The sequence below is a fragment of the Serratia quinivorans genome (assembly GCF_052113645.1).
Lineage (GTDB): Bacteria > Pseudomonadota > Gammaproteobacteria > Enterobacterales > Enterobacteriaceae > Serratia > Serratia quinivorans_B.
On the sequence record NZ_JBIEIU010000025.1, the window covers coordinates 35,332 to 49,833 of the forward strand.

Sequence of the window (14,502 nt, forward strand, 5' to 3'; positions counted from 1 at the left end):
TAATTGCGCAACAATTCATCGCCATAACCCACGGGACAAAATCGGTTTAATCCGCGATAAAGGGTAACGAAAAAGTCGCGGGGATCTCTGACCGCGTCCGTGAATATTGCTAATATGAAGCCACGATAAGCTTGCGGACTTTAACGATGAAACAGATTACCGCCCACGACCTGACCGCCATGAGTGAGCAGGCCGCTAAAGTGGCACGCCTGCGCGCGCACCGCACGTTACACGACGAGTTGAGCGATCCGGTGCAGCGACTGGCGATTGCCATGGAGCCTGGCACCTATATCCGACCGCACCGTCATCCGCAAACCTGGGAGCTGCTGACACCGTTGCGCGGCCGTTTTGTGGTATTGCAGTTTAACGAGGATGGCGTAGTCACCCAACGCACCTTGCTCGGCGAAGAAACCAAAGTGCTGGAGATGCCGGCGTTTACCTGGCACGCCGTGCTGTCGGTCGATCCGGGTGGCGTGGTGTTCGAAGTCAAACAGGGGCCATATCAGGCGCTGTCGGAGGACGATTGCATGCACTGGGCGCCACCGGAAGGCGGTGAGGGAACCGAGGCGGTGATGCGGTGGTATGCCACCGCGCAGATTGGCGACCACTATCCCCTTCATACTTGAAGCTGCAGCGTTGTTGACTGCGCCCACTCCCTCCAGTCACTTACTTCCTGGAGGGAGCGGACTTGCCGCCTGGCTGCAACTCCAATTATTTTGGGTATATACCGCTAACGATTGACTACGCCTTACACTGTCTCCAGTTTGGCATAGGCCGCGACCAGCCACTTGATGCCTTCCCCCGGAAACGCAATTTGCAGCCGGCTGTGTTCGCCGCTGCCTTCCAGGTTGACGATGGTACCTTCGCCAAACTTAGCGTGCCGTACTCGCTGACCCAGCTTGTAGCCGGTGTCGTTTTCACTGATCGGCGTGCCCATACGACGATGGCTTACCGGCCGCGATACGCTGGCACGCAACCGTACTTCTTCCACGCACTCTTCCGGTAGCTCGCCGATAAAGCGCGAAGGCCGATGGTAAACTTCTTTGCCGTACAAACGGCGCGTTTCGGCATAGGTGAGCGTCAGTTTCTGCATCGCACGCGTCAGGCCAACGTAGGCCAGACGACGCTCTTCCTCCAACCGCCCGCCTTCATCCAGCGACATCTGGCTCGGGAACATCCCCTCTTCCATACCGACGATAAACACCAGCGGGAACTCCAGCCCCTTGGCCGAGTGCAGGGTCATCAATTGCACCGCATCCTGATAGGCATCGGCCTGCCCTTCACCCGCTTCCAGCGCGGCATGCGACAAAAATGCCTGCAGTGGCATCAGATCCTGATCTTCATCCTGATAGCTGTATTGGCGGGTTGCCGTCACCAGTTCCTCAAGGTTTTCGATACGTGCCTGACCTTTTTCGCCTTTTTCCTGCTCATACATAATGAACAGCCCCGAGTCGCGGATCACCCGGTCAGTCTGGACATGCAACGGCATATCGGCGGTTTCATGTGCCAGCGAATCCACCAGTTCGGTAAAGCGCTGCAATGCAGACGCCGCACGCCCGGCCAGCACTTTGTCTTGCAGCAAGGCGCGGGTGGCCTGCCACAGGGTCAATTGGCGATCGCGTGCCGTACGGCGCACTTCATCCAGTGTCCGGTCGCCAATGCCTCGCGTCGGGGTATTCACGACACGTTCGAACGCAGCGTCGTCATTCCGGTTGGCGATCAGCCGCAGATAGGCCAGTGCATCCTTGATTTCCTGACGTTCGAAGAAGCGTTGCCCACCGTAGATGCGGTATGGCATCGCCGTTTGCAACAGCGCCTCTTCCAGCACGCGCGACTGGGCGTTGCTACGGTAAAGAATGGCGCAGTCATTCAGCGCGCCGCCATTTTCCTGCCAGGCTTTGATGCGGCCGACCACAAAGCGCGACTCATCGAGTTCGTTGAACGCGCAGTAGATAGAGATGGGTTCGCCATCGCCTCCTTCGGTCCACAGATTTTTGCCCATGCGCCCGCCGTTGTTGGCGATCAGGGTGTTGGCTGCCTTCAGAATATTGCTGGTCGAACGGTAATTTTGTTCCAGAAGGACGCTCTGCGCACCGGGGAAGTCCTTCAGGAAACGCTGGATATTCTCCACCTGGGCACCGCGCCAGCCATAAATCGACTGGTCATCGTCACCCACGATCATCACGTTGCTGTTATTGCCGGCCAGCAGGCGGATCCAGGCATATTGAATGCTGTTGGTATCCTGAAACTCATCCACCAGTACGTTGGTAAAACGTTCACGGTAATGATTGAGGATATGCGGTTTATTCAGCCACAGTTCATGGGCACGCAGCAACAGCTCGGCAAAGTCCACCAGCCCCGCGCGATCGCAGGCTTCCTGATAGGCCTGGTAGATACGCAGCCAGGTCGCTTCCACCGGATTGTTGTAGGTTTCAACGTGCTGCGGGCGCAGGCCCTCATCTTTTTTGCCGTTGATGTACCACATCGCCTGGCGCGGCGGCCATTGTTTCTCGTCGATATTCAACGCTTTGACGATGCGTTTGAGCAGGCGGAACTGGTCGTCGCTGTCGAGGATTTGGAAGTCCTGCGGCAGATTGGCGTCCATATGGTGGGCGCGCAGCAACCGGTGAGCCAGGCCATGGAAGGTGCCGATCCACATGCCGCCCTGACTGGTGCCGATCAGGTGTTCGATACGGTGGCGCATTTCCGCCGCCGCTTTGTTGGTGAACGTCACGGCCATGATTGAATACGGCGAGCAGTTCTCTACCGACAGCAGCCAGGCGATGCGATGCACCAGCACCCGGGTTTTACCGCTGCCCGCGCCGGCCAGTACCAACAGGTTGCCACGTGGCGCCGCCACGGCTTCGCGTTGTTTTTCATTCAGGCTGTCGAGCAGATCGGAAACGTCCATAGGCACCATTAATTGGTAAGGGAAAGCGCGTCAGCGACGCGATTCCACTGGGAATTTATACAGAGTTCTGGCAGGGATTATAACAATGCTGTCAGCGATGCCAACTGCGAAATCTCAATATGTGGCAGCAGCCGGCTATCGGCGGCCTGCATCAGGCTGCGCTGACGGTCGTTGATCCAACAGGCCTGCAGGCCGGAGCGCAATGCGCCGGCGACGTCGGTGGTTAAATCGTCACCGACGTGGAGAATGCGTTCAGGAGCGACCCCTAACCGCTCGGCGGCCAGTTGGTACATGTCCTGATAGGGTTTGGCGCGGCCATCCGGCCCGGAACGCAACACAAACTGAAAATAACCGTCCAGTCCGCACAGCGCAGGATCGGCATTGCCGTTGGTGATCGCCACCAGCGGGAAACGCTCGCCCAGCGCTTTTAACGTGGCGTGGGTGGCTTCAGGCACTTCAATGCGGCTGCGCCACAGCGCAAAATTTTGCATCGCCGCATCTGCCCCCTCAGCGGCTTGGGCATCGCGCAGCCCCTGACGGCTCAGCGCCAGGTGGATGGCTCGCCAGCGCCACTGGGTGACGTCGTGATAAATCTCCGGATCCTGCTCGCGCAGCTCCTGCCGCAGGCGGTGAAAATCCGCCGACTGGAAGTGATTCAACCCAGGATGATAGTTTTGCAGAAAAGCGACCGACTGCAATTCGGTCTGTTTGATCACCGGACGGTTGTCGTACAGCGTGTCGTCCAGATCGAAGGTCAGTGCCGCCAGCGGGCGTAGCGGACGATAAAAGTGCATCAGGATTTCCCCCGTTTGGCGCGTGGATGCGCGGCATCGTACACGTTCGCCAGATGTTGAAAGTCGAGGTGGGTATAGATTTGGGTGGTGGTCAGGTTGGCATGGCCAAGCAGTTCCTGCACCGCGCGCAGATCGCCGCTGGATTCCAGCATATGGGTGGCAAACGAATGGCGCAGCTTGTGCGGGTGGATATGACTGTTAACGCCCTGTTTGACGCCCCACTCGGCAAAACGCTTTTGCACGTTGCGGGTCGAGATGCGTTTCCCCTGATTCGACAGGAACATCGCATCGTCTGTCGGCCCGAACAGGTCACGCATCGCCAGCCAGTGTTCGAGCCAGGTCACGGCGGTGCGGCCTACCGGCAGTTTGCGTTCCTTGCTGCCCTTGCCCAACACCCAGATTTCACCGGCGGCCAGATCGACGTGACGACAGTCCAGCCCCACCAGTTCAGACAGGCGCAGCCCAGCCCCGTACATCACCTCAAGCATGGCGCGATCGCGTACCGCCAGCGGATCGTTGAGATCGATCTCCAGCAACTGATTCATTTCATCGACGTCGATGTTTTTCGGCAGATGACGGCCGCTGCGCGGGGTTCGGATCCCTTTGGCGGGGTTGGCGATCAGCATGCCCTGGCTGACCTGCCAGTCGAGAAAACTGCGTAACGCCGAAAGACGCAACGCCAGGCTGGAAGATTGCAGGCCGGCACGTTTGCTGCGCGCCGCCAGCATGCGGACTTTGGCGGCGTCCAGCGACGGCCACTCCGTGATGCCCATATCCTGTGCCAGCGCCATCAGCGCCTGTAATTGACGTGAATAGCTTAACTGCGTCAAGGGGCTGAGCTGGCGTTCCACCTTCAGATAGCGCAGGAAGGCGTCCACCGGCTGTTGCAGGCTGGCCGCCAGCGGGATCATGCTCGTTCGACCCAGCGTTCCAGCAATTCCGGCAGCATGCGCGCCAGTTGGTTGAGCATCACCGTGCCCATGCCCTGCTGATAATGTTGCGTATCGCGGCTGCTGAAAATCACCATGCCCAGTTCACCGTCCTCACCCAGCATCGACAGCGCTACCGAACCGACCAGCTTGGCCTGCGGCAGCAACAGCAGCAGTTCGGGGCCATTCAGGCTGCCGAGGAAATGCTGCTGATCGCCCAGGCGCTGAATGCGCAGCGGTTCAAACGAAGAACGCGTCAGGGCAAGGTGGGTGAAATCGGAAGGCGCGCCGATTTTCCAGCTTTCGGAAAACAGGCGGATATTGGCGCCGGCCAGACCGAAACCGCGCGCCCAACGCTGCAGGCGGTTGAGCATATCCTGCAGGCTGTCCGCGGTGGCCAGATTGGCCTGCAAATGCAACAGGCTGGCAAACAGCGTTTCGTTGGCGCTGGCCTGCTCCATCAACAGGGTGATTTCTTCTTCCAGCCGATTGATGTGATTGCGCTGGCGGGCCAGATGCCACTCAACCAACGATACGGTACCGCGAACGGGATGGGGAACGCGCATCTGTTCCACCAGCCGCGCATTGCGGATAAAGAAATCCGGGTTTTGCAGCAGAAACTGCATTACGGCGTCGTCATCAAGCTCAATGCCTGCGACAGCCTGGTCATCAACGCTTTTCATAGATGAATAAATCCGTCATATACATGGGTTGCCGGACCAGTCATAAACAGCGGGCTGCCCGGTCCTTTCCAGCGAATATGCAGGCTGCCACCCGGCAGTTCTACATGCACCTCTTCTGACAGCAATTCCTGTTGGATCCCCACTGCCACGGCCGCACAAGCGCCACTGCCGCAAGCCTGGGTTTCGCCAGCGCCGCGCTCATAGACGCGCAGTTTGATGTGCTCGCGACTGACAACTTGCATAAAACCGATATTGGCCCGCTCCGGGAAGCGCTCATGCCCTTCCAGCACCGGCCCGAGCAACTCCACCTTGGCAGTTTTTACGTCATCCACCTGTAAAACACAATGCGGATTGCCCATCGACACCACGCCGCACAGCACCGTATGTTCCGCCGCTCGCATGATGTAAGTCTTTTCTTCTTTGGTGGCGCGGAAAGGGACGGTCTGAGGATCGAAGTTCGGTTCCCCCATATTCACGCACACCAGGTCATCGTCGGTCACGCTCAACACCATGCGCCCGGTCTGGGTGCTGACGCGAATATCGCGCTTGTTGGTCAAGCCTTTCAGCCGCACAAAGCGGGCAAAACAGCGAGCACCGTTACCGCACTGCGCCACTTCACTGCCGTCGGCGTTAAAAATGCGGTAATGGAAATCCAGTTCCGGATCGTAAGGCGGTTCTACCACCAGCAGTTGGTCAAAGCCAACGCCCAAATGCCGATCGGCCAAACGGCGGATCAGCTCGGGTGAAAAATAGACATTCTGTGTAACGGCATCGACCACCATAAAGTCGTTGCCCAGACCGTGCATTTTGGAGAACTGCATATCATACTCCGCTATCCGTCTTGGGCTTGCGGTGACTCACGCCGCCGCAAACAAGGTGTTACTGGTCGCTCATCGACGGTTTTTGCTGAGAGCCAGAAAGATCCTGCTGATTTTTCTGTACCTGATCGCCGGTCTGAACCTGGGTGGCCGGTTTCTTCGTGCTGGCCGGATCGGCTGGCGGGAAGTACAGCGGGCCTTTCAGACCGCAGCCGGAGAGCCCGGCAAGCAGAACTGCCATCAGCGCATAGCGTAGTTGTTTTTTCATTTGCATTAATGCCTGTAATTCATGCGTCCAAGGTCTCTATAATCGCAGGTGGATCATGAAAAGCAATAGGAATTGAATATGAACGACAGTGAGTTTCACCAGTTGGCAGACCAACTGATGCTTAATATTGAAGAGACACTGGACGATTTTGCCGGCGATGCGGACATCGATTACGAAACTAACGGCGGCGTAATGACGTTAAGCTTCGAAAATGGCACCAAAATTGTGATCAATCGCCAGGAGCCGTTGCATCAGATTTGGCTGGCAACCAAAACCGGCGGCTACCACTTTAACTACCGTGATGGCGTGTGGACCTGCGATCGCAGCGATCGCGCCTTCTACCCGTTATTGAGCGAAGCGGCCAGCGCGCAGGCCGGCGAAGAGGTGGAGTTTTCCTGAGCATAACGGCATGGGTCGTCAAGGTTCGGCATCCTGAACCTTGACGATATCAATGCAACTGGAACTGCTGTTTCAGCGGCTGAGCCGCGCCGTCAGTCAGGGGAACGCACAGGCTCGACAGCACGTTGCTGCGGAACGGGATCACCTGAGTGCGGCCATCAAGCTGCACTATCTGGTAGAACTGCGGCAAATTGAAGTTGATAAAGCTGGAACCGTAAGTGAAGCGATCGTGCGAGGAAGAGTAGAAGCGGCTAACGTCACGTACCAGTTCCTCTTTACTGCCTTCGCAATGGTGGTAAACCTCCACCCGGTTAGACTCATCCAGAATATAGATATTAAAGCCCTTGTCGTCCGAGGTGTCTTCGAAGAAGAACTGGATAATCCCTTCACTGGCAAAGCCATCCACCACCGGCGGCAGATGCACCTGATCGGTTTCCACTTTGATCGACAGGCCGTGCAATTTGTTGTTGGAAATGGCGCCGTAGAATTCCACTGCGTTTTCCAGTTTCTGCACCGACACGCTCAGCCGTTCGAAGAACAAACCCCAGGTCTGGCCGGCAACCCGCACCGCTTTGAAACGGCCCGGCTCCAGTCGGGTGCTGGACAGGCGCAGTTCAATACACTCTGACACCAACTGCTGTATACGGGTGCGGATCAGGCCGCGCAGGTGCTGGCTGTAGCAGAATACTTCGACCGATTCCGGCGGTGCGGCGTCCTGGTGCATTTTGCCGAGAATGGTCTTCAGCGCTTCCAGTACCGATTGCTCACCGCTGAAATGCAGAGTACGCACTTCGTTCCAGGAGTTGCGGTACAGCAGATCGATACTGCCCACCAGGCATTGCTGTTGCTGACCGAAGCTGAACACGTCGAGCTTGCGGAAGTCGAAATGCACCACCTGATTGCGGAAAGCGGCGGTCGGATCATTTTCCAGATTGACGATAATCGCCAGGTGGCGGATTTCACACGGGCTGTACAAGGCTTTTGGCGTCGGTGCCGCCAGCCGCAGCGGGAAGTGGTGCGACACATCGGCCACCAGTTCCTGCAGCTTGGCGGTATCGCACAGGTTGCCGCTCTTGATGTGCAGACGGGTTTTTGGCGTCAGCAGGCCATTGAAATAAGCCCAGGCCACCAGTTTGTTCAGGTAGCGGTTATATTCCAGTGGCTGATGGCTGACGATCGAGTCCATGGCCGGTGCCTGATTGTACAGGTACCAGCCGGTGCGGTTGGCGCGGCCAATCGGCACATGAATAAAGGTTAAGTCGTCTTCTGACAGATCCGGCGAGATCTGCGGGTTTACCAGCGTCACCTTGCCGGGCAGCGCCTCAAACGCGGCGTACAGCTTGCGGGTCAGCACGCCGATATCCTGCGGACTGGCGCTGACGCTGAGGTTGTTGCGGCGGGCGAAGCGGATCAGGTTGCGATAGCTTTGCATCATCGCGTCCAACAATTCGTTGTGCGCTTCACGCACCCGTTCGATTTTCCAGTTGGCGCGATTATCCAGGATCGCCAGGCGCTCTTCGTCCCAGCCCCATTCGCTGACCAGTTGGCTGAGGATCTCACGGCGCCAGCCGACGCACGCATTGGCGCGCGACAGTTTTTCGCAAACTTTCAGGTAGAAACAGCGGCGGACCAGATCGAGGCGGGTGGTGTCGTTGATTTGATTCAGATAATGCGTAACGCGTTCGAGCATCATGCAGTAGGCGTCGAGGCCAAAGCAGACAATCTCGCCCTGATGCAGGCGCTGCTTGATGTCCATCGCCAACAGTTGGGTATTCGGGTATTCCCAGGAATAGGCTTCCAGCAGCAGAGTCTTCAGCACCGCCTTGTAAGGCGAGTCGATGCTTTTGTACAGTTGCCACAGGCTGGCGCCAAAGTATTCTTCCGCGGACAGCGTGCTCAGGCCGCCGAGATCCAACCATTCATTCGGCGTTAACGCACCTTGCGAGTACAGCGACAGCACATACTCATCGTAATGCGCTTCTTCTTCGCCCGGCACCATGTTCCACAAAATGCGTTTGCCGGCCAGGCGCACCGCGGTGCGGTAAAACTCGTCCAGCAGCAGGATATGTTGGGTGGAACCGCAGTCTTCGCCGCCCAGGCTGCCGCTTTCGTTATGGCGGAAGCGGTTTTCATCGATCAGGAAGAAGCTGACTTCCACCCCCATCGACGCCGACCATTTTTCCAACAGGCTGCATTTTTGTTGCAGGCGGTTACGCTCTTCGTTGTCCAGCCAGGATTGGTGGCACACCCAGATGTCGAGATCCGAGCTGCAACTCTGGCCGATCGACGATGTGCTGCCCATTGAGTAAACGCCGGTAATCGGCAGTTCACCGCTGGCCAGCTTGTCAAACGGGCTGCCCCATTTGTCTTCCAAATCGTTGAGGTAATCTTGCTGGGTTTCATCAGGCGTGTAGAGGCAAACGCCATGGGGAACGTTACCGTTCAGATAACCTGGCATCAGTGGGTGGTGGTGGTGCAATAAGGTAGGCAGCAGACTGTATACCCGTTGAAACGCGGGCTTCATGGCCGCTAGGGCGCGATCGATTCGTAATTGATTGATCGCATCCAGTCTCTGCTTCAATGTCTCGATGTAGAGGTACAAGACGTCTCGCCTGATTATCCCGGTGTTTAGAAAAAAACCCGTATTCCATAAGTGCCGTTAGTGTTGGAAGAATATTTGGCGACTTATTGTTGGAAACGTGATCAATTTAACACCTTGCTGATTGACCGTAAAGGAAGTAACGCTTCACTATTATTGTAGCGCCACTCCAAACGATTTACCCGCAGTGTTAACTGCCCCAAAACACATCACACGTCCCGTTGATTCCGTTGTCCTTTCTTCGCCTGTGGCTTCTGGCACTGACAGTTTTCACACTCAGTGGTAGGATGAACGGCGAATTATAAAAACGGTAACAAGCATGTTAGACAAAATTATTCGAATTGCCACCCGACAAAGCCCGCTCGCTCTCTGGCAAGCACATTATGTGCAACAGCGCCTGATGGCCAGCCACCCAGGCCTGCAGGTCGAACTGGTGCCAATGGTCACCCGGGGCGACATTATTCTGGATACGCCGCTGGCGAAAGTCGGTGGTAAGGGGCTGTTTGTTAAAGAACTTGAGCTGGCGTTATTGGATGGCCGTGCGGATATCGCCGTTCATTCGATGAAAGACGTCCCGGTGGATTTCCCCGAAGGCTTGGGTTTGGTGACCATTTGCGAGCGGGACGATCCGCGCGACGCATTTGTTTCCAATCGTTTCGCCTCGCTCGATCAACTGCCGCAGGGCAGCGTGGTCGGCACCTCCAGCCTGCGTCGCCAATGCCAGCTGCGTGAGCGCCGTCCGGATCTGATCGTTCGCGATCTGCGCGGCAACGTCGGCACCCGTCTGGCCAAGTTGGATAACGGCGATTACGACGCCATTATTTTGGCGGTCGCCGGACTTAAGCGTCTGGGACTGGAGCAACGCATCCGCAGTCCGCTGAGCCCGGAAGAGTGCCTGCCGGCAGTCGGTCAGGGTGCGGTGGGCATCGAATGCCGCCTCGACGATGAAACCACGCGCGCGCTGCTGGCGTCGCTCAATCACACCGCAACCGAAACCCGCGTACGCGCCGAACGGGCGATGAATACCCGTCTGGAAGGCGGTTGCCAGGTGCCGATCGGCAGCTATGCCGAACTGGATGGCGACAGCCTGTGGCTGCGTGCGTTGGTGGGCTCCCCGGACGGCAGTCAGATGGTGCGCGGCGAACGTCGCGGCCCGGCAGCTCTCGCCGAGCAGATGGGCATTGAGCTGGCGGAAGAGTTGTTGGCGCAAGGCGCTCGTGAAATTCTCCAAGACGTTTATCAGGGAAATCCCCCGGCATGACGATCCTGGTAACCCGCCCCTCTCCTTCAGGAGAGCAATTGGTAAGCCGACTGCGCGCACTCGGCCGGGTTGCCTATCATGCCCCGCTGATCGACTTCGCCCCCGGCGGCGATCTGCCCAAACTGCCGCTGGCGCTGCAACAGCTTAATGATGGCGATCTGGTGTTTATCCTGTCGCAGCATTCGGTGAGCTACGCCCACTCGGTGATGGGTCGTGCCGGGCTGACCTGGCCTGCCAGGCTGGCCTATTATGCTATCGGCCGCAACACCGCGCTGGCGATGCACCGCATCAGCAGCCTGCCGGTGGAATATCCGCGCGATCAAGAGATCAGCGAAACCTTGTTACTGCTGCCGGCCCTGCAGAAACTGGACGGTAAGCAAGCGCTGATCCTGCGCGGCAACGGCGGACGCGAGCTGCTCGGCAACACGCTGAGCGAGCGCGGCGCTGCCGTCAGCTATTATGAATGTTATCAACGCAGCCCGGTGCACTATGATGGCAGCGAGCAAAGTGCCCACTGGCAGCGCGCCGGTGTTGATACGCTGGTAGTCACCAGCGGTGAAATGTTACAACAGCTCTATACTTTAGTTCCTGATTACTACCGTTCTTCGTGGCTGTTACGTTGCCGCCTGGTCGTAGTGAGTGAACGCCTGGCTACCCTCGCCCAGGAATTGGGCTGGAGCACAATTCGGGTAGCTGATAACGCCGATAATGACGCGCTGATCCGCGCGCTACAATAAACCTGACTATGGGATGTGCCACTATGACGGAACAAAATACCCCATCCGCCCCGGTTGAAGAGCCAACCTCTGCGGTTGAGAGCCCCCAGCAGCCAGACGCTGACAAGCGTAAAGGTAAGAATACCGGCCCGGTATTGGGCGCGATCGCGATCGTGCTGGTTATCGCTCTGGCCGCCGGTGGTTATTACCACACACATCGACAGGCGCAGCAGCTTATTGCCGCCAATCAAACCTTGCAGCAACAGCTTGAAACGTTGAAACAGAGCCAACAGCAGGAAAGAAGTGCGCTGGAAGGCTTGTTGCAACAACAGGGCAAAACGCTGGACGCCGCCGATCGCGAACAGGCGACCCTGGCGCGACAACTGAGTGAGCTGCAAGAAAAAGTCGCCGTCATCTCCGGCAGCGACGCCAAAACCTGGTTGCTGGCACAGGCCGATTTTCTGGTGAAAATGGCCGGGCGTAAGCTGTGGAGCGATCAAGACGTCACTACCGCCGCCGCCCTGCTGAAAAGCGCCGATGCCAGCCTGGCGGATATGAATGACCCGAGCCTTCTCGAGGTTCGTCGCGCCATCACCGAAGACGTCAGCACGCTGTCTACCCTGACTCAGGTAGATTTCGACGGCATCATTCTCAAGACCAATCAGTTGTCCAACCAGGTGGATAACCTGCGCCTGGCGGATAACGACAGCGACGAAGCGCCGATGGATCAAGACAGCAGTGAGCTGTCCAGCTCGATCGGCGAATGGCGGCAAAATCTGACCAAAAGTTGGCACAACTTTATGGCCGACTTTATTACCGTCCGCCGCCGCGACAGCAATGCCGAACCGCTGCTGGCGCCAAATCAGGACATTTACCTGCGCGAAAATATCCGTTCGCGCCTGCTGGTCGCCGCACAGGCGATCCCGCGCCATCAGAACGAAGTGTACAAACAGTCGCTGGAAACCATCTCCACCTGGGTGCGCGCCTACTTCGATACCACCGACCCGGCCACGAAAGCTTTCCTGGAAGAGTTGGATGCCCTGAGCCAGCAGTCGATCACCATGGACGTGCCGGATCAGCTGAAAAGCCAGCCGTTGCTGGAAAAACTGATGCAGACCCGGGTGCGTAATCTGATGGCCCAGTCCCCTGCCACTCATCAGGAGGGATAAGCCATGTTACGCGTGCTATTTCTGTTCCTGGTGTTGATCGCAAGCGTAGTGGTCGGGCCTATGTTGGCCGGCCATCAGGGCTATGTGCTGATTCAGACCGATAACTACAACATCGAAACCAGCGTCACCGGCCTGGTGATCATGGGCATCCTGCTGTTTGTTGTGCTGCTGGTGATCGAATGGATCCTGCGTCGTATCTTCAGCACCAGCGCCCGCACCCGCGGTTGGTTCCTGGGCCGCAAACGCAGCCGTGCGCGTAAGCAGACCAAGGCCGCGCTGATCAAACTGGCCGAAGGCGATTACAAGCAGGTTGAAAAATTGCTGACGCGCAATGCCGATCACGCCGAGCAGCCGGTGGTGAACTACCTGCTGGCCGCCGAAGCCGCGCAGCAACGCGGTGATGACTTCCGCACGAACCAATACCTGGAACGCGCCGCCGAAGCCGCCGACACCGACCAGTTGCCAGTAGATATCACGCGTGTGCGCATCCAACTGGCTCAGGGAGAAAACCATGCCGCCCGCCACGGTGTCGATCGCTTGCTGAACCAGGCACCACGTCATCCGGAAGTGCTACGGCTGGCAGAGCTGGCTTATTTGCGCACCGGCGCCTTCGCCTCGCTGTTGGAGATCCTGCCGTCGATGAGCAAGATCAACCTGCACACCGAGGCTGAGCTGCAGGCGCTGCAACAGCAGGCCTATATTGGCCTGATGAATCAGGCGATGGCAGATGAAGGCAGCGACGGCCTGAAACGTTGGTGGAAAGATCAGAGCCGAAAAATCCGCCATGAGGTGCCGTTGCAAATTGCGATGGTGGAACACCTGATCGAATGCAATGACCATGAATTGGCGCAAGAAATCGTGCTCGACAGCCTGAAACGTCAGTATGACGAACGCCTGGTACTGTTGATCCCACGCCTAAAATCCGGCAATCCGCAACAGCTGGAGAAAGCGCTGCGCCAGCAGGTGAAGCAGCATGGCGCAACACCGCTGCTGAACAGTACGCTAGGTCAGTTGTTGATGAAACACGGAGAATGGCAGCCAGCTGCCGATGCATTCCGGGAAGCGCTGAAACAGCGTCCGGATGCCTACGATTATGCCTGGCTGGCTGATGTGCTGGAGAAACTGCACCGCTCGGACGAGGCCGCACAGATGCGTCGTGAAGGCCTGATGCTAACGCTGAAACAAAACGGCGAACCCTGACAACATCATCAATACGATCGAAGCGCGGCATTATGTCGCGCTTTTTTTTGCCTGTCGGTAGCTCGCAGGCAAAAAAAAACACTTGCCGCGATGGCAAGTGTATAAAAAAGCAATCAGGTCTAGGACAACAGGGGCGGTGCCTCACTCAACGTTATGCCCGGAGTGTGATGACAGTGTTGCAAGCAACGCCGTCATCGTTCTGGTGGGCAATAGGCACCCTAAATCGGCTCTGCGTCATTCCCAGGGTTTATGAAGCCTAAGGCGAACATAAGAGGTGGAATGAGCATCTACAACATAGATATTGCACTTGGCGTGCCAACTTTGGAAAAAACGCATCAACCCTTGCGACAAAAAATCTACTTAGTTGAATTTAAAAGAATTTAATATCATCACTGCGATTAATACCGCCCCGCATACCTTTCTGCCCTCTCCGCATGACGTCTGCTGATATGTCGCCTTAGAACGACGACTTAAGCCAAAGTGATTTTTATCAAATAAAATCATTAAGTTAAATGTCTCAAGCTGACGACAATGCGCCATGTCGATGTCGTCAAAAGCCAACATGGCCCCAAAAACGTTCAGGCGGAGAACGACCGATAGAGAACAGAGAACAGAGAACAGGATGGGAGAGACGAGCGGCAGAAGGCCGAATGGCAGAAAGCGAAAAGCCCGTTCATGTGGACTGACCCCATAAAGTTGGACGGTTCATATTAAGCGGCTTTCAGGGCCTGGGTTCGGTATTCTACCGGACTCAG

General features: G+C 57.1%; 13 protein-coding genes. 6 read left to right on the plus strand and 7 right to left on the minus strand.

Annotated features, from left to right (window positions below):
* Positions 1-146 precede the first annotated feature (146 nt).
* Positions 147-626 (plus strand): WbuC family cupin fold metalloprotein, encoded by a 480-nt coding sequence (locus ACGS9J_RS25685; protein WP_442233437.1) that lies wholly within the window; start codon positions 147-149, stop codon positions 624-626.
* Positions 627-748: 122 nt separating this feature from the next.
* Here ACGS9J_RS25685 and uvrD read toward each other — a convergent pair whose 3' ends face one another.
* The 6 genes from uvrD to lptM form a co-directional block, all read right to left on the minus strand.
* Positions 749-2,911, minus strand: a complete 2,163-nt coding sequence (gene uvrD, locus ACGS9J_RS25690; protein WP_442233438.1) for a DNA helicase II — start codon at positions 2,909-2,911, stop codon at positions 749-751.
* A 77-nt stretch (positions 2,912-2,988) separates the two neighbouring features.
* A complete protein-coding gene (yigB, locus tag ACGS9J_RS25695; RefSeq protein ID WP_442233439.1) occupies positions 2,989-3,705 on the minus strand; it encodes a 5-amino-6-(5-phospho-D-ribitylamino)uracil phosphatase YigB in 717 nt (238 codons plus the stop codon).
* Positions 3,705-4,616: a tyrosine recombinase XerC gene (gene xerC / locus ACGS9J_RS25700; protein ID WP_442233440.1), complete on the minus strand. Its 912-nt coding sequence runs from the start codon at positions 4,614-4,616 to the stop codon at positions 3,705-3,707. The genes yigB and xerC overlap by 1 nt, the downstream gene beginning before the upstream one ends.
* Positions 4,613-5,317 carry a DUF484 domain-containing protein gene (locus ACGS9J_RS25705; protein ID WP_442233441.1) on the minus strand — a complete coding sequence of 235 codons (705 nt, stop codon included), beginning with the start codon at positions 5,315-5,317 and terminating at the stop codon, positions 4,613-4,615. Before ACGS9J_RS25705 ends, xerC begins: the two co-directional genes overlap by 4 nt.
* Complete coding sequence (gene dapF / locus ACGS9J_RS25710) at positions 5,314-6,138, minus strand: diaminopimelate epimerase (RefSeq protein ID WP_442233442.1); 825 nt, start codon at positions 6,136-6,138, stop codon at positions 5,314-5,316. The genes ACGS9J_RS25705 and dapF overlap by 4 nt, the downstream gene beginning before the upstream one ends.
* A gap of 58 nt (positions 6,139-6,196) precedes the next feature.
* Positions 6,197-6,403 carry an LPS translocon maturation chaperone LptM gene (lptM, locus tag ACGS9J_RS25715; RefSeq protein WP_442233443.1) on the minus strand — a complete coding sequence of 69 codons (207 nt, stop codon included), beginning with the start codon at positions 6,401-6,403 and terminating at the stop codon, positions 6,197-6,199.
* A 78-nt stretch (positions 6,404-6,481) separates the two neighbouring features.
* Here lptM and cyaY point away from each other — a divergent pair, with 78 nt between their 5' ends.
* Positions 6,482-6,802 (plus strand): iron donor protein CyaY, encoded by a 321-nt coding sequence (cyaY, locus tag ACGS9J_RS25720; protein ID WP_442233444.1) that lies wholly within the window; start codon positions 6,482-6,484, stop codon positions 6,800-6,802.
* 49 nt (positions 6,803-6,851) lie between these two features.
* On the opposite strand, the gene ACGS9J_RS25725 is transcribed toward cyaY, so the two are convergent.
* Positions 6,852-9,404, minus strand: coding sequence for a class I adenylate cyclase (locus tag ACGS9J_RS25725; RefSeq protein WP_442233445.1), 2,553 nt, complete (start codon positions 9,402-9,404; stop codon positions 6,852-6,854).
* Positions 9,405-9,720: 316 nt separating this feature from the next.
* On the opposite strand from ACGS9J_RS25725, the gene hemC reads away from it, so the two are divergent.
* The 4 genes from hemC to hemY are packed head-to-tail and all read left to right on the plus strand — an operon-like array spanning position 9,721 to position 13,747.
* The gene (hemC, locus tag ACGS9J_RS25730) at positions 9,721-10,662 is read left to right on the plus strand and encodes a hydroxymethylbilane synthase (protein ID WP_442233446.1); all 942 of its coding nucleotides are present in this window, start codon (positions 9,721-9,723) and stop codon (positions 10,660-10,662) included.
* Positions 10,659-11,399, plus strand: a complete 741-nt coding sequence (gene hemD / locus ACGS9J_RS25735; protein WP_442233447.1) for a uroporphyrinogen-III synthase — start codon at positions 10,659-10,661, stop codon at positions 11,397-11,399. Before hemC ends, hemD begins: the two co-directional genes overlap by 4 nt.
* A 23-nt stretch (positions 11,400-11,422) precedes the next feature.
* Positions 11,423-12,547 (plus strand): uroporphyrinogen-III C-methyltransferase, encoded by a 1,125-nt coding sequence (hemX, locus tag ACGS9J_RS25740; protein ID WP_442233448.1) that lies wholly within the window; start codon positions 11,423-11,425, stop codon positions 12,545-12,547.
* A 3-nt stretch (positions 12,548-12,550) separates the two neighbouring features.
* Positions 12,551-13,747 carry a protoheme IX biogenesis protein HemY gene (hemY, locus tag ACGS9J_RS25745; RefSeq protein WP_442233449.1) on the plus strand — a complete coding sequence of 399 codons (1,197 nt, stop codon included), beginning with the start codon at positions 12,551-12,553 and terminating at the stop codon, positions 13,745-13,747.
* Positions 13,748-14,502: the final 755 nt, after the last annotated feature.